Source organism: Paenibacillus sp. MABNR03 (assembly GCF_050455445.1).
GTDB lineage: Bacteria > Bacillota > Bacilli > Paenibacillales > Paenibacillaceae > Paenibacillus > Paenibacillus xylanilyticus.
The window spans coordinates 1,565,778-1,588,158 of record NZ_JBCIYR010000001.1 but is presented as its reverse complement, the minus strand read 5'-3'; the positions used below and the strand labels follow the sequence as shown (position 1 = coordinate 1,588,158).

Annotated in this window: 12 protein-coding genes and 2 pseudogenes; 12 read left to right on the top strand and 2 right to left on the bottom strand. The window is 45.0% G+C overall.

The window, feature by feature from the left end; all coding sequences use genetic code 11:
- Positions 1-11: 11 nt before the first annotated feature.
- The 6 genes and pseudogenes from AAIH57_RS06735 to AAIH57_RS06710 all read left to right on the top strand — a co-directional run.
- Positions 12-2,216, top strand: coding sequence for a M1 family metallopeptidase (locus AAIH57_RS06735; RefSeq protein ID WP_430021028.1), 2,205 nt, complete (start codon positions 12-14; stop codon positions 2,214-2,216).
- 134 nt (positions 2,217-2,350) lie between these two features.
- Positions 2,351-2,891 (top strand): annotated as a pseudogene (locus AAIH57_RS06730) (response regulator transcription factor); the annotation flags it as partial.
- 760 nt (positions 2,892-3,651) lie between these two features.
- The gene (locus AAIH57_RS06725) at positions 3,652-5,334 is read left to right on the top strand and encodes a carbohydrate-binding protein (protein ID WP_430021027.1); all 1,683 of its coding nucleotides are present in this window, start codon (positions 3,652-3,654) and stop codon (positions 5,332-5,334) included.
- Between the two features lie 305 nt (positions 5,335-5,639).
- Positions 5,640-6,527 carry an aldo/keto reductase gene (locus AAIH57_RS06720; protein ID WP_430021026.1) on the top strand — a complete coding sequence of 296 codons (888 nt, stop codon included), beginning with the start codon at positions 5,640-5,642 and terminating at the stop codon, positions 6,525-6,527.
- A 290-nt stretch (positions 6,528-6,817) separates the two neighbouring features.
- Complete coding sequence (locus tag AAIH57_RS06715; protein ID WP_430021025.1) at positions 6,818-7,300, top strand: HIT family protein; 483 nt, start codon at positions 6,818-6,820, stop codon at positions 7,298-7,300.
- Positions 7,301-7,481: pseudogene (locus AAIH57_RS06710) on the top strand (beta-glucanase); the annotation flags it as partial.
- Positions 7,482-7,581: 100 nt separating this feature from the next.
- Here AAIH57_RS06710 and AAIH57_RS06705 read toward each other — a convergent pair.
- The gene (locus tag AAIH57_RS06705) at positions 7,582-7,986 is read right to left on the bottom strand and encodes a VOC family protein (RefSeq protein ID WP_430021024.1); all 405 of its coding nucleotides are present in this window, start codon (positions 7,984-7,986) and stop codon (positions 7,582-7,584) included.
- Positions 7,987-8,448: 462 nt separating this feature from the next.
- On the opposite strand from AAIH57_RS06705, the gene AAIH57_RS06700 reads away from it, so the two are divergent.
- The 5 genes from AAIH57_RS06700 (at position 8,449) to AAIH57_RS06680 (ending at position 14,406) form a co-directional block, all read left to right on the top strand.
- Entirely contained in the window at positions 8,449-9,279 is an 831-nt protein-coding gene (locus AAIH57_RS06700; RefSeq protein ID WP_430021023.1) for an amidohydrolase family protein, read from the top strand.
- 181 nt (positions 9,280-9,460) lie between these two features.
- Positions 9,461-10,240: an alpha/beta hydrolase gene (locus tag AAIH57_RS06695; RefSeq protein WP_430021022.1), complete on the top strand. Its 780-nt coding sequence runs from the start codon at positions 9,461-9,463 to the stop codon at positions 10,238-10,240.
- A 279-nt stretch (positions 10,241-10,519) separates the two neighbouring features.
- On the top strand, positions 10,520-11,743 hold the full coding sequence (gene hmpA, locus AAIH57_RS06690) for an NO-inducible flavohemoprotein (protein ID WP_430021021.1): 1,224 nt from the start codon (positions 10,520-10,522) through the stop codon (positions 11,741-11,743).
- A 371-nt stretch (positions 11,744-12,114) separates the two neighbouring features.
- On the top strand, positions 12,115-13,542 hold the full coding sequence (locus AAIH57_RS06685) for a PAS domain S-box protein (RefSeq protein WP_430021020.1): 1,428 nt from the start codon (positions 12,115-12,117) through the stop codon (positions 13,540-13,542).
- Between the two features lie 336 nt (positions 13,543-13,878).
- Positions 13,879-14,406, top strand: a complete 528-nt coding sequence (locus AAIH57_RS06680) for a hypothetical protein (RefSeq protein WP_175398747.1) — start codon at positions 13,879-13,881, stop codon at positions 14,404-14,406.
- 268 nt (positions 14,407-14,674) lie between these two features.
- Here the strand turns inward: AAIH57_RS06680 and AAIH57_RS06675 are convergent, their stop codons facing one another.
- Positions 14,675-15,547: an AraC family transcriptional regulator gene (locus AAIH57_RS06675; RefSeq protein WP_430021019.1), complete on the bottom strand. Its 873-nt coding sequence runs from the start codon at positions 15,545-15,547 to the stop codon at positions 14,675-14,677.
- A 309-nt stretch (positions 15,548-15,856) separates the two neighbouring features.
- On the opposite strand from AAIH57_RS06675, the gene AAIH57_RS06670 reads away from it, so the two are divergent.
- Positions 15,857-22,237: a GDSL-type esterase/lipase family protein gene (locus AAIH57_RS06670; RefSeq protein ID WP_430021018.1), complete on the top strand. Its 6,381-nt coding sequence runs from the start codon at positions 15,857-15,859 to the stop codon at positions 22,235-22,237.
- Positions 22,238-22,381 lie beyond the last annotated feature (144 nt).

Here is a 22,381-nt window from a genome sequence, read left to right as displayed (position 1 = left end):
GAGAGAATTTGATGTATCGATCAACCATCCAATCAGTATCCAAGAAAGCGCTGGCTTATTCGCTGGCTTTTACACTTGCAGCCTTCCCCGTGGTCAACGCCACTCAAGCCTTAGCTGCGCCAGCGGCTTCATCCGCTCGGTCTTCCTTGGCTGCAGAGGCTCTTGCTCCGGTCCAGTACCGGGTCGACGCCCGGCTTGACGAAAACAACATGCGCATCAAGGGAAGCGAAACCGTCACTTATAGGAACACTTCCAATGATACCCTGCAGGAGATCGTATTCCATACGTTTGCAGACGCCAACCGGTCCAAAGCGACCCAAACTTCAATGTTTGAGCGAAACAACGAGGAGATCCAGAAAGAAAATCCACAGAAGAAGCCGGAAGACTTTCTGGGCGGCATTGACATTCGGAGCGCGGCGGCAGACGGGCAATCCTTGGTCTTTTCGAACAGCAATCAGGCTTTGACCGTTGAACTGAAGCAGGAGTTAAAGCCTGGCGAAGCAGTGACGGTCGAAATCGGCTTTGAGGTGAAAATCCCTTACGGCATGCAGCGTCTCTCGTACTACAAAGACATCATAAACGGTGCACATTGGTTCCCGGTTATGTCGGTCTATGACGAGAACAAACATGAATGGGACAGAACGAAATACAGTAAAACCTTCGAATCCGATTATTACGTTTCGTCAGACTTCGAGGTGCATTTTAACGTGCCGGAAGCCTATCAGATGCTGATGCCAGGAAACATAACGACGCAGGCCGACCCAAAGGAGCCCGGCCGCAAAATCGTAACCGTTAGGGCCGATAACACCCGGGAGTTCGTCTTCTTTGCCAGCCCGAATTATAAGGTGGAGAGCGTTACGCGGGATGGACTCACGGTTGAATGTTATTACTCAGACAACATGCCGGGCAAGAAAAAACTCGTCGACGGATACATCGACACCGCTTTTGAGGCTATTTCATTTTTCAGCGAAAAATATGGGGAATACCCTTACTCTGAATTCCGGATTGCAGAGTCATACGTTGAGGGGGTGGCGGTTGAGTTCGCCCGGGTCATTCAAATGGGGCAAATCCAACCGAACAGCGATCCGGCACATGATTACGTATTCGTGCATGAAATCGCCCACCAATGGTTCCATGCCTTGATCGGCAACAGCTCGGAGACAGAATCGTTTTTGGATGAAGGATTTGCCGATTTTTCGAAGGTCTATTTCGCGGAAAAACAAGGTGATGATCTGAACGGGTTCAAATCGATCCAAATCGATGATGTGTCATGGATTGACAAGCCGATCGCCTCAACCAATACGGAAGTGGGTGACATGGAAAGTCCGACTTTTTATAATAAAGGACGCCAGGCCATCTACCAGTTGTACCGCATGGTGGGCGAGGATAAATTCGATTCGTTCATGCAGGAATATTTCAAGCGGTACGAGTATAAAAATGCGACGATCCAAGGGCTTTTGCAGACGATCCAGGACACCCTTGGTGATGAAGCGCGAAAGGAAATGGACACAATTCTGCATGATTCCGATTTTGTGCTGAAACTCGAATATCAATTGTCTGAGGAGGAAGCAGCCGCGTATTGGCATGAGCAGTTCAAAAACACATATCACTCGTCTCTGACCCAAGTTCCCAATCTTCCCTCGGAAACGATGAGCCGCATTGTGGATAAGGCGCTGCAAGGCGAACCGCTGACCCTTGTGCTGAGCGATCAGGCCGTCGGCAAAGCGAAAGAGCAGCAACAAACGATCTTGTCGAAGCTTGAAGGAACACTTGGGATTATGGGGATTCCATACGAGGTGATTTCCGACAGGCAAACACTCAAAAACAAGCTGAAAAAGGAGCTCGGAACCAGCAACATCATTGCCATTGGTAATTACAAGACCAACGGACTCATTCAGGCGCTTAAACCTGGCATCATACAAAAATCGGAGGCCATTGGCTTCGACTGGAAAAACAAGTTGAACCAAAAAACATCTTCGGGCGCCTACGTCATTAAGCATCCATATAATCAGAATCGCTTGCTGCTGCATATTTTTTGGAACGATGAAGCCTTAAGCAGCAATGCGGTCGAATTGTTTGCGGAGCAAATGCTGCGTGGGATAAGTTTTAGCAGTGACTTTTATCAATATTACGTCTTGGACAAAGCAGGCAGCATCGCGACAGACAAAAAGATTACGAATCCGATGTCGAAATTGTTTGCCGAAGACCAAAATTAAGGTTGTCTCTGGCCAATACGCTCGTTTCAATATATGGTTATTTATTGACAGGGCGGGGAAGATGATTACTAGAGAGCGGAAGGCTTTAAGCTGCCGCTCTTTTGCCCTGCCTATAGAAAGGAGGTTCGAACCGAATTGCTGCTAAGTCAAAAATACTGATCGTGGACGATGAGGAGGATATCGTCAAGCTTCTGAAAACTTAAGGAAGGCTTCGAACATGTGTATACCGCCACTTCCGCCGAGGAAGGCTGGATTCAGTTTCAGGACAAGCAGCCCGACCTCGTCATTTTGGACATTATGCTTTCGGACGGTGAGGGCTATGACGTAAGCAAACAAATCCGCAGTGTTTCGAACGTGCCGATTTTCTTTTTGTCGGCCAAAACCGAGGAAATCGATAAAATACTCGGATTTGCCATAGGCGGTGACGATTATATTACCAAGCCGTTTAGTCCGAAGGAGGTGGCTTACCGAATCAAAGCCCGTTTCAGAAGAGTGGAGGTTACCCCGGTCGAGAAAAAGAACGAGCATATACTGAAAGCTGGCCCATTTGAGTTTGACGAACAAAAACTCGAACTGAAGAAGAACAGCGAAATCATCGAGCTCAAACCGAAAGAACTTGGTCTCATTAGCTATTTGCTAAAACATCCGAACCGAATTATAAGCAAGGAAAGCCTTATCGCGCTCTGCATCGCTTATTTGTTCAGCAAAAGATTAACCCGGCAGCTTTCAATGCTCATTGACGGGATCAAGCAGCTGTCTCATAAAAACTTCCAGGTGCACTGTGAAACGAAGGGCATTTACAAGGTGCGCACGATATTGTGAAGGCCCATAGCGGTGAGATCCATGTTGTGAGCGAATTTCATAACGGAACAAGAATTTTGAAATTTTTCTTTAAAGCGGAACGATAGAATCAGACATAATTACTACTTGCTTCGAGCACATAAAAACAAGAAGGACAGCCGGTCATTTTGATTGGCTGTTTTTATTAAACTAACGGGCAGATTAATTTAAATTAAATTCACGGCGGTTACTAAACCCAACCTACTAATGTGCTAAGGCAGAGGGGCGAAAGGTGAGGCGTGAATTTCTTAGCTTGTCTGAAGATGATTGGCCGCAGGTCAAGAGATTATGTTGGGAAGGACGCTGCCCAAGCTTATGGTAATATTCTCCTCGGGAACTGGTTGCAATGGAAGTGGGGGAACTGTTCATATTAACATTGTATCTCTATTAAAAGAGATAACAGTCAGCAAATAAACTATAATCTATCAGGTTTTAGCCCTAAGAATAATATAGTAAGATTTACAAATAAAACTAAATAATTTGCATTTAATGCAATTTGAGAGGAAGTGGTAAGTAAACTTCTATTGGCTGCTGAAAAAGTTGACATTGTTGAACACGCTTTCATTTGTACAATAAGTTGAGGAGGGTGAAGATATTGAAATTGAAATTAAAAAAATCAGTTCATATTTTATTGGCCTGTTTAACGGCTCTGCCTCTGATGTTAACCCCAACACACGTGTCAGCAGCTAGTGATGCTTACATTAATTTGTCCTCCGAAAAACAGCTCATCAAGGGTTTTGGGGGAATCAACCATCCAGCCTGGATCGGCGATTTGACGGCTGCTCAGCGTGAAACTGCCTTTGGCAACGGGCAGAATCAGCTTGGTTTTTCCATTCTGAGAATCTATGTCGACGAAAATAGAAATAACTGGTACAGAGAGGTTGCTACCGCGAAAAGAGCGATTGAGCAAGGCGCCCTCGTATTTGCTTCACCGTGGAATCCTCCGAGTGACATGGTCGAAACCTTTAACCACAATGGGGATCCAAACGCCAAAAGACTGAAATACGACAAATATGCCGCGTATGCGCAGCATCTGAACGAATTCGTAACTTATATGAAAAACAATGGCGTAGACCTGTATGCCATCTCGGTACAAAATGAGCCGGATTATGCCCATGACTGGACCTGGTGGACACCACAGGAGATCCTTCGTTTCATGAAAGAGAATGCTGGCTCCATTCAAAATACCAAGGTCATGGCACCTGAATCGTTCCAGTATTTGAAAAACATATCTGACCCCATCCTGAATGATCCTCAGGCACTCGCCAACATGGACATTCTGGGAGCACATACGTATGGAACCCAGTTCAAAGACTTTGCATACCCGCTCTTTAAGCAAAAAGGAGCCGGCAAAGAACTGTGGATGACTGAAGTTTACTACCCGAACAGTGATAACAACTCGGCGGACCGCTGGCCAGAGGCATTGGACGTATCCTACCATATGCACAACGCCATGGTTGAAGGGGATTTCCAGGCTTATGTATGGTGGTACATTCGGAGACAGTACGGTCCGATGAATGAGGATGGCACCATTAGCAAACGCGGATATAATATGGCTCATTTCTCCAAATTTGTACGGCCAGGTTATCGCAGAGTAGATGCAACCAAAAATCCAGATACCAATACTTTCGTTTCAGCCTACAAAGGTGATAACAAAGTGGTCATTGTGGCGATTAATCGCGGCACCTCGGCTACAAGCCAAAAATTCGTTTTGCAGGGCGGTAACGCCTCCACCGTATCCTCATGGGTTACGGATAGCAGTCGAAACCTGGCAAGCGGAACACCGATTACAGTGTCAGGAGGAGCCTTTACGGCACAGCTTCCTGCCCAAAGCGTAACCACGTTTGTAGCCAATATCTCTGGCAGCGGTGGCGGTAATCCAGGAACTGGGACCACATACGAGGCAGAGACCGGTACCACACTTACCGATGCTGTCATTGAAACAATCTATCCAGGATATACAGGCTCCGGATATGTTAACTTCAACGCTCTGACAAATTCGACCATTCAATGGAATGCCATCAATAACGCGATAACAGGAACCAAAAACGTAAAGTTTCGTTATGCACTGGAAACCGGAACGCGTAACCTCGACATATTCGTCAACGGAACCAAAGTCATCAGCAACGAGCCTTTTCCGGAAACTGGAAGCTGGTCGACTTGGAGTGAAAAAACAATTCAGGTCCCCATGAACACGGGAAGCAATACCATTAAAGTGGTAACAACCGGCACAGAAGGGCCGAATGTGGATAACATTACGGTTACAGCAGTGCAGTAAGGCCATCTTTCTGTTTATATAAGATAATCCAAGCCCCCGTCAGGATATGCTAGCCGGTATCCTGACGGGGGTTACTCATTTTTTTCATAGAAAATGAAGAGCGATACTCAACAATTGGACGAATGGTGCTAATTTCAAAAATGTTTTAATAGACGGGAGCCCTCTTCTCGGATAACAAAACAGAAATGATTCTAGATTGATAAATATTAGGATATCCATTATCATGAAAGCGTTATCGGTTAGGTATTATATCGATTGTACGATCTGGTCACTTGACCAACATATTAGATCTCGAGGTGAGAAGAATGAAGTACAGAAGATTGGGCAAGACCGAACTGGATGTATCCGTTGTAGGCGTGGGCACGTGGCAGTTTGGCGGTGACTGGGGCAAGGATTATACCCAAAAAGAAGTGGATGACATTCTCTACCGAGCGAAAGAACTCGGCATTAATTTGATTGATACGGCCGAATGCTACGGACCCCACCATATGTCAGAGAATTTTATCGGCGATTTTATGTCCCGGGACCGGCGTGAGGATTGGGTGATTGCAACCAAGTTCGGTCACCAGTGGCATGATCACTGGACCAATGCATGGAGCGTTGATCAGATTCGCGTTCAATTGGAAGAATCCTTGAAAGCTCTAAGAACGGATTATATTGATTTGTATCAGTTCCATTCCGGATCGGATGAAGCGTTTGATAACGACGAGCTGTGGACCATGCTGGACAAGCAGGTGCAGGCCGGTAAAATCCGAAATCTCGGTATATCAATCGGAAGCAATGATAATCTGCATCAAACAAGCAAGGCTACCGAGTTGAATGCGAAGGCTATTCAGGTTGTGTATAATCGTCTGGACCAGAAGCCGGAAGAGAAAGTATTTCCGTCATGCCTGGAGCAGGATCTTGGTGTGCTGGCAAGAGTCCCGCTGGCGAGCGGCTACCTGAGTGGAAAATACAAGCCGGGCGTAGTGTTCAATGACAATGTCAGAAAGGGACGCGAGCGCGAAGAGATAGATGAGAAGCTGAAGCTGGTGAGTGAAATCCAAAAGAACGAAGTACCTGAAGGTGTCGACATGGCCTCGTGGGCCCTTGCATGGTGTCTGAAGCATCCAGCTGTTAGCTGCGTTATTCCAGGCTGCAAAACTCCGGAGCAGGTTGAAGCGAACGCCCGGGCGGCAGATCTGGAGCTGTAAGGGAGCTTAATAGATATAAGTATTTTTACAAGATAGAGACGTAACAGAGCTGTTTTAAATGGAATTAAAGAGGCGTGCCGAGTCTGGAACGTTGCTCCATTCAAAGTCGCTATAATAGCGGCTTTTTTGGTTTTTTTAAACAGGTGCTGAAGATGAAAAAAATACTTTTCTGACCTGGGGGCTTCGACCAGACATATAACTAATACTCATTAAGTCAACGGGCAGTATAGCGCAACGAACAGAAGTTGCCTGCGTCTAATAGCTGGTTGGAAAAATATGAGAGGAGTTGAATGAGAAAGATGACAGTATTATTTTCACATAAGCCGGAAGGATACGAATGTCCATTTTGCGGTGTTTGGGGCATCGAGGGACCAGATCGGGGAACAAAACAAAGGGATATCATCTATCAGAATGAAAAGGTAACGGCATTTATAGCGAGCAAATGGTGGCCAAACAATAAAGGACATGTTCTAGTTGTTCCTAATCAACATTTCGAGAACATCTTTGAACTCCCTCTGGATTACGCAGTTGAAATTCACCGCGCGGCTCAGCTTACAGCATTTGCAATGAAAAGTACATATGAATGTGATGGGATTTCAACGCGGCAACATAATGAGCCTGCTGGCAATCAAGACGTGTGGCACTATCATCTCCATGTGTACCCTAGATATGTGAACGATCAACTTTATCTGTCACAGGGTACTCAGTCCGATCCAGATGAACGCTCTTTTTATGCTGATAAGCTGCGTTCTTGGATAAAGGAGAATATGTAAGGTCCAATGTTTAACTGTACATGGCGAGCGAACAATGTGAATTTTACGAATGATGGTAAACTTTAAACTAAGCTTGACCAGTTCGTCGTTGAGGAAGGACACGACCAAGGTATAGTTCAATTACTACACGAATGGTATAGGCGGGCATGTGAAGATCATTAACTTGGGTTTTGTTGCATCCAAGGGAAAATGAAGAAACCATAGCTAGTCGCTATGGTCTCCTTCATCAGTCAGTAAAAATACCTAATTACAAAATTCGCCTCACTCACTTAAGCTGACCGTCAATGCCTACCACTGAACCGTTTGATTGCTTCCGCGGTAACGGGCGAAAAAAGGTTAACAAGATTGCCGTCGGGATCGCGAAACAGCATTGCACGGTTCCCCCATGGCATTGTGGTAGGTTCCTTTACCCACTCATCGACAAACGGCTTCAAGCGCTTATATTCGCTATCGACATCGTGGACGTGGAACTCAATGATGACAGTGTGATTGTTGGCCGCGACTGCTGAACCAGCGCCGAACAGTTGTACCGTCTGGGAGTGGCCGATCGCCAGGGTACACGATGGCATTACGAGTTCAGCAAAAACTGGGGCAGGGCGTTCTGCCGAAACACCCGTGATTTTCTCATAGAACTCGACAAGGCGATCCACGTCATCAGTAATGATGCGTACAGAAGCAAAATTCACGAGATATCATCCTTCCTTTAATAAGTGATACAATTCAGTATCCTATTTATTTTGGTCTCTCAATACTTCACGCTTAATCACTATACAAAAACGATACTGACAACAGTATGTCAGTAGTGTTTTATGAAGAGAGTATGGGATAAAAGAGTGATCGGACTGAACTAAATGAAAACAATAACAATAACAATAACGAATAAAACCTGAAGGCTGTCGATTATTATGGTCGTTAATGAATTTAGGTGAACTTTGGCATCATTATGAGGCAGACAAACGAATTTAAGAATTTAGCTATAGATACATTACGTGCCTATTCTTGTTTCGGAGCTCTGTGCTAATTCCCTTAGCGTGAGTACATAACATCAAGATAAGCTATAAAAATGCACTTAGTAACAATTACTTTGCTTTCTTCTATGATATAAAATTAACTATAGTTTAGTCAGATTGGGAAGGGGGCAATTTCTGATGCGAATCGATGCTCATCAACATTATTGGAAGATTGAACGTGGGGACTATTCTTGGATCACTCCAGACCTGCCCATCTTATATCGGGATTATTTACCAAAGGATCTAGAGCCGATGTTAAACAGGCATCATATCGACGGGAGTATCGTCGTCCAGGCAGCACCTGCGATTGAAGAGACTAATTTCATCCTGTCTCTCGCTGATCAGACACCATCTATTCTTGGGGTTGTAGGATGGTTGGACCTACTCCAAAAGGAACATAGGCAGCACTTCGAGAAATTTCGACTTCATCCAAAATTCAAAGGATTTAGAGTTATGATCCAGGATTTGCCCGACCCCACCCTTATTTTGAGTGAAAAGTTTGTTGACGCGCTTCGTAGCTATGCTGATGAGGGGGTACCAGTAGACCTGTTATTAAGGCATGAACAAATGGATTTAGTTCTAAAACTTATACAGCAAGTGCCGGAGCTTCGTGGCGTTATTGACCACATCGCCAAACCGCCCATTCTTAGTAGAGAGATGGAGCCTTGGTCTCTTTACTTGGCCGAAATCTCCACTTATCCGAATATCTATTGCAAATTATCCGGTATGGTAACCGAAAACGGTCGAGAAGGATGGAGCCTGGAAGACTTTGTTCCCTATATTCGCAAGACATTGGAATTATTCGGGCCCAATCGAGTGCTGTTTGGTAGTGATTGGCCGGTATGTCTATTAGCTGCGGAATATGATCAGGTCATGGAAATTCTCCTTCATGCGATTCCAGAAAATTGGGGGGAAAAGGAACATACTCGTTTGTTCGGCCTCAATGCGAGAGAATTTTATAAATTATGAAAATATTCAAGTCGGAGAGATTATCACTGGTTGTGTACTTACTTCGGTAATCGTTTCTGAAAACTTGAATTATGAAATGAGAATTAGTCAGATTTGTTGTATATGGTTAGGAAAGCGCTTCCGTTACAATATATTAAAAACGTTGTTTAGTTCAATTCATCAAAAGTGAGGAGAATGTACAATGGCAATGATTCGATGCAATTATTTCTCGGAAACGTTAGGACTCAGCACGTCAATGACCGTTATTATCCCTCAGGCGACTACGGGGCAAGTCGGAATGAAGGGAGTCGTCAACCGGGAGCGGCATCCCGTCCTCTGGCTGCTGCATGGCGGCTCCGATGACGATACGATCTGGATGCGACGGACATCAATTGAACGTTATGTTTCCGAGTTGGGAATTGCTGTCGTGATGCCTCAAGTCCAATTAAGCTTCTATACGGATATGGCGTACGGAGGAAAGTATGGCACCTTCCTGATGGAAGAACTTCCTCAGATTGCCCGGTCCTTGTTCCCACTCTCGGACGCTCGCGAAGATAATTTTGTTGCTGGGCTATCGATGGGAGGTTACGGCGCATACAGATGGGCGCTGAGCAAGCCTGACATGTTTGCTGCTGCTGCTGGACTGTCGACCGGTAATTTCCCGTTTTGGAGCCCGGGTCCGGGAGGTGAGTTTCCTCCATTTCTACGGCTCGCATTCGGAGACGGACCGCATACAGGCACCGATAACGATCTTTATCATCTTGTGCAGTCTTGTGATCGCGCAGCTGGTCCGAAACCCGCGTTTTACCAAGCTTGCGGTACAAATGATTTTCTGTACGATCTTAATGTCGAACTGAAGGAAGCGTTCGAGCAATCTTCACTGGATTACACTTACGCTGAAGAACCGGGCGTACACGATTGGGCATTTTGGGATAAAACCATTCAAGATGTGTTGAGATGGCTTCCTTTGGAACGTGTGTGACATTACTGTCCACTAAACCTCACGCCTTTACAATTTTAGAGGGATTATCATCTAGTCCTTTATAAAAATATAACCCTGGTCGAGGGTACAATATCGCTCTTAAGCACATCTAAATGTTCCTTTTGGTCACCGACTGGAAGGTTCAGCTAGCCTTCCAGATCTATACTGGATATCCCTTATATATTACGCTGAATTCATTTTGGGAATTTTAGGGTATACCACTTACCCTTTAAAGCAATACTCTATAGGGAAGATCATTTACTGAAGGGATTAACTTACATGTTAAATGCTAAAACAAAAGAAATTGTTAAAAATACAGCGCCGGTCCTTAAGGAAAATAGTCACCAAATCGGAAAACGGTTCTACGAATTACTTTTTCTCAGTGCTCCTGAGTTAATGAATATTTTTAATCAAACCAATCAGAAGAAAGGAATCCAACAGGAAGCCCTTGGTTATGTTGTTTATGCTGCAGGCGAGCATATTAACAATCTTGAGGTACTTACCCCAGTTATTCGAAGAATTAACGAGAAACATCGGGCCATTGGTATTCGAGCCGATCAATATCCAATCGTTGGCGAGACATTACTACAAGCGGTAAGAGATGTGCTTGAAGATGCTGCAACTCCAGAAATTTTGGATGCATGGGGGCAAGCATACGGTTATATTGCCAACCTTTTTATACAGATGGAGAAGGAGTTGTATGAGGAGACTGAAAAACAGGCAGGTGGGTGGTCTGATTATCGGCGATTTATCGTGGATAAAAAAGAAGAGGAAACCAAAGAGATTACCTCATTCTACTTGAAGCCGGAGGATGGAAAGGCCATAACTACTTCATATAAAGCTGGACAATATTTGACTCTAAAAGCAGATATTCCTGGAGAACCCTACACACATATCCGCCATTACAGTCTGTCCGAAGCGCCAGGTAAGGACTATTACAGAATATCGGTCAAACGCGAGGATGCAGCAAGCAATGATCCAGAGGGAATTGTTTCTCACTATTTGCATGACCACATTCAAAAAGGGGACAAGCTACTTTTCTCTGCTCCCGCAGGTGATTTCGTTTTAAGTACAGACGAATTCCCAGTCGTTTTAATTAGTGGAGGAATTGGAATTACTCCATTACTCAGCATGTTAAATGACATCGTGGAAAGACAGCCCCAGCGTGAGGTCCGTTTTATTCACGCCACCAAAAATGGCCAAACCCATGCGTTTAAAACACATTTGACAGAGATTGTGCAATCTAATAAAAATGTAAATTGCTTCGTATGTTATACATCACCCACGCAGGAGGACAAGGTCTCTCACCAATTCGATAAAGAGGGATATATTGATTTAAATGTTTTGTCTTCAATAAAACCGGTAGAACCAGCGCAGTATTATTTGTATGGATCTCCCCCTTTTATGGAGGATATTATAAAAAAACTTAGTAAACTAAATGTGCCTAAGGAGAATATTCATTACGAATCTTTTAGCCCAATAGCAATGCTAGATGAGGAGTAAGGTTTTATTATTTAAGCACGCATAACATCAAAAAGCCTAGATTAAATGAAACGCACCATTGAGTACTCCCGCTATAGCCAATTTTAATTGGAGCATTAGCCATTATCCATAACCAACCGATGATGCTTGCTTCAGCATGTTAGAAATAAAACTTTCCTTTAGAAGAATGTCTAGACGTAACGGCTTCTTAGGAAGGTTTTTTAGCGTCTGTATAAGGCTGACAAACGAATTCAAGGGTCTTGTTCAACTTACACACCTCTAAGATTTAAGCTACGACATTCACCGTCTCCAGTACATTATCTGGAAGGAATATGTTATATGATCGTCGAATCTACCCTTAAAATGATTCTCATCTGGAGTGAAAATAACTTATGAACAAAAGACTAGGAGACAAGCTTTTAAATTTCGCCGATCAGGAATATAGGGAAATTCTCTCGGAGCAACAAGGAATGACTTTTAAATTTAAACTAAAGCAAGGTCGATTTATACATACGTTCTGTGCTGGACAGCTGCTATATAAAATTGGCTTGTCTCCTGAAATGATTATAGGAAAGGAGCTTAGGGATTTTCTTCCCTATGATGTGGCTGAATATAAAGAGACCTTTTATAATGAGGCATGGCAAGGAAAAGAGGGGATATCATACGAAGGTGAAAAAGGAGAGATATTCTACCTTGCGTCATTACGACCCATCAAACAATCAGGTACTGTAATTGAGGTAATTGCATCTTGCGTAGACATTACAGAACGAAAAAAAGCTGAGGAAGAACTGAGAGCTACGAAAGAGCTCTTGGAATCTTTATTTGGGCATCCCGTTGATGGTATTTGTGTTACAAACATAGAAGGGATTGTAATACGAGTCAACCATTCTTTCGAAAAAATATTTGGTTGGACTGAAGAGGAGCTTGTTGGAAAAAGCGTCTCTTCTCTACCCTTAAACATGAAATCTGACATTGTAGAAATAAGCAACCAGTTACAAAAGGGAATGAATGTGATAAGTTTTGAAACAGTTACACAACGAAGGGACGGTGAAATGATCTATATCCATTTAACAATGTCCCCTATAAAGGATGCTCAAGGAAATGTAATTGCTTTGACCGGTATAACGAGAGATATTTCTGAACGTAAAAGGTCAGAAGACTTTCTTCGAAAAGCAGATAAATTAAATGTAGTCGGCCAATTAGCTGCTGGTTTTGCGCACGAAGTCCGTAATCCTTTAACCACTTTACGTGGTTTCTTACAATTAATGCAATCAAAAGAAAACTGGAATGCAGAATATGCCGACATTATGGTTGCTGAAATAGATCGTATCAATAGTATAATTAGTGAGTTTTTAACCATTGCAAAGCCACATTCGCTGAGCTTAAAAAAATACGATATAGGGATTATCTTGCAGAATGTCATCACGCTATTAGAAGCTCAGGCCACTTTGAACAATATCCAATTTCATGTGCAAATGGAGAGCAGCCTTCCCTTAGTTAAGTGTTCAGAAATTGAAATCAAGCAAGTATTCGTTAATATTATAAAAAATGCAATTGAAGCTATGCCAAGTGGCGGTGAAGTTAGTATCGTCACTGTTGTTCAAACGAACTATATCTACATTCGTTTTATAGATCAGGGAGTTGGTATTCCTGAAACTTTGATTCAACGGTTAGGTGAGCCTTTTTTCACCACGAAAGAGAAAGGAACAGGTTTAGGCTTGATGATGTGTTACAAAATAATAAGCGATCATAACGGAAAACTAACAGTTAACAGTATCGTTGGTGAAGGAACGACATTTGAAATCAAGCTCCCTCTTTGATAGTTGGAATGAAGATGAAAAACGAGTGACTCTTCTTTGGAATTTTACTTCCGATTAAACCAATCATTGTTTAACTTTCAATTAGTGGAACAAAACTAAACCATCCACGCATAGTATGGAGAATTTGGAACGCAATGGAGAATAAGAACAAATGAAACCTACTTTTTTGTTTTGATTTGTCACATCAATGGATTTAAGTTAGACGGAAAGAGTACTGCAAACGCCGTAAAAGTTCCCTTCTGGAAATTTGTTGACATGAAGCGTCATCCTTTTGTAGTATTAAAAGCTGAGTAAGTAACTCGGCTTTTATAGACGGAAAGGATGGTCTAACTTCACATGTTTCTGCGTTCGTTATTTATTTGCAGCTATTTGGCGATTATCTATTATGTATCCAGTCAATTCCCATCGATAAGGATGGTATTTTATCCGACCCTTGGCGCATTCAGTTTCTTGTTTATACACCGAGTGGGGAATATTAGAGATATAGGACGGATTAGTATTGGGGCGATAATTGCCGCGACACTTGGAAGCTTTTTTTATACAATCGATACAGGGGCGTTTTCATTTTTTGTCACTGCAATTCTTACAATCTCGCTGATAAAGTTCTTCCAATGGAACGCTGCTCCAATCTTAGCTGTCTCATTGATTCCCTACTTCGCCCATCCCGTTTCAATATGGGCTTTACCAGTTGCTGTTTTAGCCTCGCTAGTCGGTCTAGTACTGACTCTTTGGTTTATTGATAGGATAGAACAGTTGACCTGGATTACAAGACTAGATCCAGCCTTACGTAAAATGGCGTCGGTGATCGTCAGAACTGTAAAACGCCAGCCAGTTACTGGGGTAACACAGGAAACAAGAAATTAATTTGTTCGCCTTTTTGACACTATGCTCCACTTTTTCCAGACACGTGTTGGTGCAGCAAATGAGACAAGTTTTTGCCCTTGTTTATGAGGAAAACAATCAAAAATAAGCCACAGTTCGTTCGCATTCTTGATTAATATTGAGGGATAAGAACATAGTTCCATCGAAAGTCGCTATTTATAGCGTCTTTTTTATTTCTTCGGTACTGCGTAGCGGAAAATTAAACATTAGAAGAGCCTGGTGACGGATTACTGGCAAACAGCAAGCGTGGCTATTCATAATAAATAGCTTCATAAGGAAACTCTAGCTTATTCATGCGATATTCTTTGGGCGACATGGACATATATTGCCGAAAAACTTTGCCGAAATAGCTGGGACTTTCAAAGCCGCATTGTTGACCAATTTGGGATATCGGAAGTTCCGTTGTGCGGAGTAGTCGGATTGCAACCTCAATGCGTCTGTCTTTGAGATAGGCTAGCGGTGATGTTTTCTCGGATTTCTGAAATAACCTGCACAAGTAGTGTTTATTGATATCGCAATGGCTCGCCAGCAGATCCAGCGTCAATGGAGATGCATAATTCTCTCGGATGAACTTTTTACATTTCTCGATCGTTGTTATTGAAAGGGCACCGATATCCCTCTCCGCATCTCTACTGGTCTGCACCAGGATAAGCAACCACCGATAGACTTGCATGGACAAACGATACTTGTCCGTCACGTTCTCCTGATGAATCAAATGGATAATTTGCCATAACTCTTGAATCAAGGGAGAGTCCGCGTTTCGCAGAATGACATGCCCCTCATTATCATGGATCATATCCCAAATTCTGCTCGCTTCATCCCCACGAATGTTGATCCATATAAATTCCCAAGGTTCGTTGTTCTCGTGTTTATAGTAATAGCAATGTTCTCCCGAGATTTTAACAAGTAGGGCATGTCCCTTTGGTAAAGGAATTGTTTGATTGTCAATATCCAGATAACCCTGACCATTAAGCGTGTATTGAAAAACGACGTGCCCCGGGTCCGGTCTATCGTCACTTGGACAACGATATTCCTCGCTTGAAACGATCTGCCATCCAATAGAGTCCAGTGTCATGATTGATGTATCGTCATTACGAAAAGCGTAAGAGACCGTATGAACCATCGTTAATCTCCTTCCTAAAAAAGTCAATTATATTATATAATACGTCACATTTTTTAGATTGTCTGTCTTTTTTTAGACCTGTAAGATGAATGTAAGCGGTAACATTAAAAAGGGGGTGACTGTAGTTTGTGTTCTATGGATCGTGAAAACAAGTTTTAAAGCAACAAAGGAATAGTGCTGTAAATGACAGCGAACGACAAACAACATGCAGGACAGATTGAGCTTATGATTCCATGGGGCTGCCTGAATGCCAAAAGATTTCTTTCCCCACATTCTAAAAATGTTTTTAGATAAGGAGGAGCTAATTCAATGTACCGAAGAACTGTTTCCATCCAGAAATCGATGTTTGTAACTTTTTTAGCATTCCTAATGGTTATTTCACTGGCTGTACCTCCAGCTCCGGCGCGTGCAGAGTCATCAAGTCTCCTTCCGGGTCGCCAGGCAGAATATCTAAACCGGGGTTTGGTTGCGGTTCTCGTAGACAACGGCGTTTTTTTAAGCTGGAGGTATTTAAACAACGACCCGGATAATATCGCTTTCAACATATATAAAAATGGAACCAAAGTGAACACATCGCCCATAAGTGACGTGACGAACTATGTGGACACCACTGGTTTCGACAGTTCGCAATATCAGATTTCGACCGTCATTGCAGGCAAGGAGCAAATGCAGCCGGAGGTTGTATCGGTCTGGCATAACGATTATCTGCCTATTCCGCTCGATAAACCGGCCGACGGCCGGACCAAGGACGGTGGAACCTACTCCTATTATGCAGGTGACGCTTCCGTAGCTGACTTGGACGGGGATGGCGAGTATGAAATTGTCTTCCTGTGGAGTCCAAGCAATTCCAAGGACAATTCGCAGGCCGGTTATACGGGGAATGTCTATATCGATGCCATCAAACTGGATGGCACAAAGCTGTGGAGGATTGACCTGGGAGTCAACATCCGCGCCGGAGCGCATTATACGCAGTTAATGGTGTATGACCTCGATGGCAATGGAAAGGCTGAGGTTGTTGTCAAGACGGCGGACGGCACAAAGGACGGCCAAGGCACGGTCATTGGTGACGGCACGAAGGATTATCGCAACGACGGCGGATACATACTCTCAGGTCCAGAATATCTCACGCTGTTTAACGGTGAGACTGGCGCGGCTGTATCCACTGTGAATTATGACCCGCCAAGAGGCAACGTCAGTGATTGGGGTGACGGCTATGGCAACCGTGTAGACCGTTTCCTTGGCGGCATCGCTTATCTGGACGGTACGAAGCCAAGTGTCGTGATGAGCCGGGGTTATTATACCCGCACAGTGCTTGTTGCTTATGATTATGTTGGCGGGGAACTCGTCAAGCGCTGGACGTTCGACACGAATGAAGCAGGATCACAATATCAATCACAGGGCAACCACAATCTAAGTGTGCTGGATGTCGACAAGGACGGCAAGGACGAAATTATGTTTGGCGCCTTGGCCATTAACGATGACGGCAGCTTGATGTACAGCACCGGACTCGGCCACGGTGACGCCATGCACGCCGGCCAGCTCGATCCGAACCGGGAGGGCTATCAGGTCGTAAGTGTGCACGAGCATTCCGATGCGGCATACGGGCTGGAGATGCGCGATGCGGCAACAGGTGAAATCCTCTGGGGTGAGAAAACAGGTTTTGACACCGGTCGCGGGATGTCGGCGGACATTGATCCGAACTATCCGGGTTACGAATCATGGGCCACGACCGTTACCAATGGGCAAAGTGTACCTGTAACCAATACCTATTCAGCAGCCGGAGAGGCTATCTACACTGTGGACGAAGGGCCCAAAACCGCCAATTTCGCCATCTGGTGGGATGGAGATCTTCAGCGGGAGCTGTTGGACCATGAGTGGGATAATAGCACAGCCAAAGGAATTCCGCTCATCTATAAGTGGGACTACCAAAACAAGAAGCTGAATGAAATCTTCCGGGCAACCGGTACGTTAACGAACAACCATACCAAAGGCAATCCGGCACTCCAGGCGGACATTCTGGGCGACTGGCGTGAGGAGCTTCTGCTGCGGAGCGAAGATAGTTCGGAGTATCGTCTCTACACGACGACCATTCCTTCAGACTACCGCATCCCTACGCTGATGCAAGACCCTGTGTATCGACTTGGCGTAGCCTGGCAAAATGTATCCTACAACCAGCCGCCTCATACCGGCTTTTATCTTGGAGCGGAAGCTACAGCATTCCCTAAAGCCAATCTGACGCTGACTCGCGAAGCTGAAATGCTGGAGCCGGTCTACCGCTTTAATTTCGGTACAGAGACTACATCAGGAAGTACGAATATACAGGATACGCTCTACGCACAAGATCCTGGATACGGCTTCAAGGATACAAATGGTGTTACGGTAGGGGCAAACCAGGTTTCGGTCGCGACAGGCACGACATTTGCCGTTGACCTGCCAAATGCCAACTATAAAGTGACGCTGCGATTGGGCAATGATGCAAATGACTCGAACGTTGGAGTCAAATCCGAATTCGTCCAGAAGCTCGCCGTAACCAATGTGACAGCGGGAGCACCACTGGAGTATTCCTATGATATTGCTGTGGTAGATGGACAGCTCGATCTTCTCTTCACGGGTACAGCGATAGACATCCAAGACGTCATCATCGAGAAATATCCAGAGAAAACGGCTGGTGCGGCAACAACGATCTATATGGCTGGTGATTCAACCATGCAATCGTACAGTGAAGCGCAGGCTCCTCAAGAAGGATGGGGCCAGCAGTTCGGACGTTATCTCTCCAATGGGGCAGTCGTCGTGAACGATGCGATCGGCGGTCGAAGCAGCAAATCGTTTATGGTAGACGGTCGTCTCGATACAATCCTGCAACGAATTAAGCCGGGGGACTTCTTCTTCATTTCCTTTGGTCATAACGACGCGAGTGCAGGAATACCGGACCGGTATGCATCCCCTGAGGATTATAAGATTTACTTGGCTCGTTATGTAAACGGTGCCAAACAGCGCGGCGCTACACCGATATTGCTCACTCCGGTTGGACGCAGAGATTTCAACACGGTGACTCAAGAATTCAACGTCAGCTTCCCGGCATACGTGCAGGCTGCAAAAGAAGTGGCGGAGGAGCAGGACGTGCCGCTGATTGATCTCAGCAAGTTGAGTATTGCTTACTACGACAAAATTGGAAATACAGCTACGGAAAAAGTGTTCCTCTATGCTAATCCGGGTGATTATCCGAAATACCCGAATGGGATCAACGATAATACGCATTTCAGCAGCTATGGTGCACAGAAAATTGCCGGACTCGTTGCTGGTGCGGTCAAAGACATGGAGCTGAGCATTTCGCCGCTGGTCATCGACCCGGATAATTCCGAACCCGAGCCAGAGCCGGAAGCCCAGCTATATGAGGAGGATTTTGAAGGCGACGCTGCCGGTTACCACTATGCGATGGTCAATGCCACGGGTATTGGAGGAACCATGACGGGGACCGTAGTTGAACAGTCTGGAAATAAGGTGCTGTCCGTCGCGGGCTCAGGTTCAGGCAATCGGGCCAAAATATTCCGTCTGTTCGATGCTGTAAACGGCGATCAGGTGAACGTGAACTTTGACTGGCAATCCGGTAATGTGAGTGCCTATCCATCAGAAGGTCATCTCACAATACAGGATTCTAACGAAAATGCCCTGTTCACGCTGTATACCAAAACCGGAAGCACCAAAATTCATTATTTTGTCGGTGCATATAATCCGGACTATGGCACAGGGGATACAGCCATACCAGAAGGGGGAACGGCTACAGATATTACCAAGAACCAGTGGGTCAATGTGGATGCAACCGTTAATTTTGCCGAGAAAACATTGGATCTGACATTAACGAACCTGGCCGATCCGACAGTTACCCAAACGATTGCAGATATCTCGCTGAGTTCCAGCGCATATGCGGACAACGTCAGATCCATGCGATTCCTGGGAACGAGAAAAGGCGGTGGAGGTACGCTGAACTGGACTACCCAGATCGACAACGTGCGAATAGAAGGTACTCAGCTCTCTTCGGAGGGCGGCGATCAGACTGCCTTAATCGCTCTGTACGATGAGATCAAAACACTGAATCTGTCGGATTATACAGATGCATCGAAGGCCGTGGTGAACCGGGCTTTGGCAGCTGCGGAAGCTATATTCAATACGGAAGCCACGCAGGCTCAAGTTGACCATGTGTTTAACATGTTAACTGTCGCGAAGGATTCATTGACAAGTGAACCGAGTGAAAAGAAAAGTGAATACAAATTTGACTTTGGTTCCGGCAGCGCAGCCGACGAATACATCAAAGTTGATGACAAAAGAGCGTACATCGAAGGCAACGGGTACGGCTTTGCCGATACTGCGCTGACCAGAGATGAGAACCGTGAAACTGGAGATTCACTCAAAGAGGATTTCACACGAGTAAACGGAACCTCCTTCCTTGTGGAGATGGAGCCGGCTAATTACCGGGTAACGATGACCATGGGAGATGCTGCAGAATCGACCAGTGCAAATGTCGTTGTAGAGCAGATGACAAAGCTGCCGCTCACAACCATTGCCAAGGGCGAATTCAAAGAAATAACATATGACATTGCCCTGATCGATGGGGTGTTTAACTTCAATTTCACTGGAAATGCACCGAAAATCAATGCACTGAAGCTGGAGCGCCTGCCAGATCACAGCGCAAGCGATAAACCAGTTATTTATTTGGCCAGCGATTCCACTGTGGCCAATTACGCAGAGAACTACCGTCCGCAAGCGGGCTGGGGCGAAACGCTGGATGGATATTTTGATAAGAATGAAGTCAGTATTGATAACCGGGCAGTTGGCGGGCTGAGCAGCAAGACCTTCCTGGTCGGTGGATATCTCAACGATATTTTACTCGACATTCATGAAGGCGATTATCTGTTCATGCAGTGGTCTCATAACGATTCCACGCCGTCCCGTCCGGAGCGTTATCTAACGCCCGAGCAGTTTAAGGTTTATTTGAAAGAATACATTGACGGTGCTCTGCAGAGAGGTGCAATTCCAGTTCTGGTCACGCCAGTGAACCGCCGTGATTTTACCGGAGAGGTGCTGAACAAGAGCTTCCCGGAATACGTACAGGCGATGAAAGAAACGGCGCAGGAAACGAAAACGCTCATCATCGATCTGAACCAAGCCAGTTGGGAGTATTTCCAGGAGCTTGGCACAGAAGGAACCAAATCAATATTCATGTGGGTAGGCACAACGGAAGACAATACTCATTTGCAGATGAATGGTGCAATCAAGGTGTCTGAACTCGTGGCACGCCTTGTGAAGGAATTGAATATACCGCTATCTGATTTGGTTACGTTGGAAGGGGAATCTCCGGAGCAGGGAGCCCCGCATACTACGGCAACTGTGGAAGGAGAATCGCAGAACGACTGGTACACTTCTCCAGTACAAGTAACCTTCACAGCAAACGATGAAGATTCCGAAATTGAAGGGACCTATTATCAAATCAATGGTGGCGAAACGGTGAGTGGCGCGCAGTTGACCCTAACTGAAGAAGGTACACATACCATCACCTACTGGAGTGTCGATGTCGACGGTAACAAAGAGAGCGAACAGTCTTTGTCCATATCCATTGATCTCGTACCTCCAACCATTGAAATTCATGGTCAAACTGAATACAGCATTGATCAGTACGTGGAAATTGGCTATACAGCCTCAGATTCGGTATCCGGTATGGAAGAACCAGAGGGTGTGCTTCACGACACTCCTGCGTATACACTGGAGCCCGGCCTGAACAAGGTTACGGCAACCGTTTCCGACTTGGCTGGGTGGGAACAGACGGTAGAATATCGTTTTGGGGTTATTGCTACATTCGACAGCCTGATCAATCTGACTCACGCCTTCGCGGATGAGTCGATCGATCCTAATGCCAGCATTCTTGCTGATCAGCTCACAAACACGTTACAGCAGGCCAAACAGGCAGCAAACGATCGTGAAGGAGCAAAAGCGCGTCAATTGCTTGCATCCTACGGTAATGACGTTCAAGCAGCTAGAGGAACCGTATTTACGGATGAGCAGACAAGTGTGCTGCTTAAGTGGGAGGAATGGCTTAACATAACAACTCCGCTAGCGAATGGGGCCCCTGGGACTCCAGTGCTATCTGACAATAACGGTTATGACACAGGGCTCAAAGACGGCGACTACACGGTCACGATGAATCTGTGGTGGGGCAATAACGGCAATCAGTTCAAACTGTATGAGAATGGTGAATTGATTAAGGATATTTCTCTGGTCGATCAATCCCCATCCGCACAGTCTGTTAAAGTGGATATTACTGGACAGAAAAATGGTACCTATACCTATACTGGAGAATTGATCAATGCACTGGGTTCAACCATGAGTGTTCCACTGACAGTCATCGTCACAGATGCTTCCCCAGGGCAAGCTGTTCTGTCGAATGACAACTGGGACGGTGACGGCAACTTTAATGTCACCATGAATCTATGGTGGGGAACAAATGCAACCGAATACGAACTTTACGAAAATGGTGTTTTGATCGATGCGCAATCGCTGCAAGCTCATACGCCTAGTGCACAGTCTGCAGTTACTGCAATCACCGGAAGGGTACCTGGTACGTATGAGTATGAAGCTGTACTTCGTAATTCATCAGGGGAAACCAGATCATCCAAATTAAATGTGACGGTAAGATAGTATGCTGAAGTGTTTGAGGTAGTCCAATAACACTAAGTGATTAGAACTGAAGTAAGGACGATAACAAAAGTGCTAATCCTCATCATTTTGAGGGTTCGCACTTTTGTTTATTTTGAAGTTAATACATCTTTTTTTATTTGAAAA

Bases quoted from the DNA above. Each gene is read 5' to 3' on its own strand.
- AAIH57_RS06735 (WP_430021028.1), top strand. From the start codon at position 12: ATGTATCGATCAACCATCCAATCAGTATCCAAGAAAGCGCTGGCTTAT.
- hmpA (WP_430021021.1), top strand. From the start codon at position 10,520: ATGTTAAATGCTAAAACAAAAGAAATTGTTAAAAATACAGCGCCGGTC.
- AAIH57_RS06670 (WP_430021018.1), top strand. From the start codon at position 15,857: ATGTACCGAAGAACTGTTTCCATCCAGAAATCGATGTTTGTAACTTTT.
- AAIH57_RS06685 (WP_430021020.1), top strand. From the start codon at position 12,115: ATGAACAAAAGACTAGGAGACAAGCTTTTAAATTTCGCCGATCAGGAA.
- AAIH57_RS06715 (WP_430021025.1), top strand. From the start codon at position 6,818: ATGAGAAAGATGACAGTATTATTTTCACATAAGCCGGAAGGATACGAA.
- AAIH57_RS06700 (WP_430021023.1), top strand. From the start codon at position 8,449: ATGCGAATCGATGCTCATCAACATTATTGGAAGATTGAACGTGGGGAC.
- AAIH57_RS06680 (WP_175398747.1), top strand. From the start codon at position 13,879: ATGTTTCTGCGTTCGTTATTTATTTGCAGCTATTTGGCGATTATCTAT.
- AAIH57_RS06675 (WP_430021019.1), bottom strand. From the start codon at position 15,547: ATGGTTCATACGGTCTCTTACGCTTTTCGTAATGACGATACATCAATC.
- AAIH57_RS06695 (WP_430021022.1), top strand. From the start codon at position 9,461: ATGGCAATGATTCGATGCAATTATTTCTCGGAAACGTTAGGACTCAGC.
- AAIH57_RS06720 (WP_430021026.1), top strand. From the start codon at position 5,640: ATGAAGTACAGAAGATTGGGCAAGACCGAACTGGATGTATCCGTTGTA.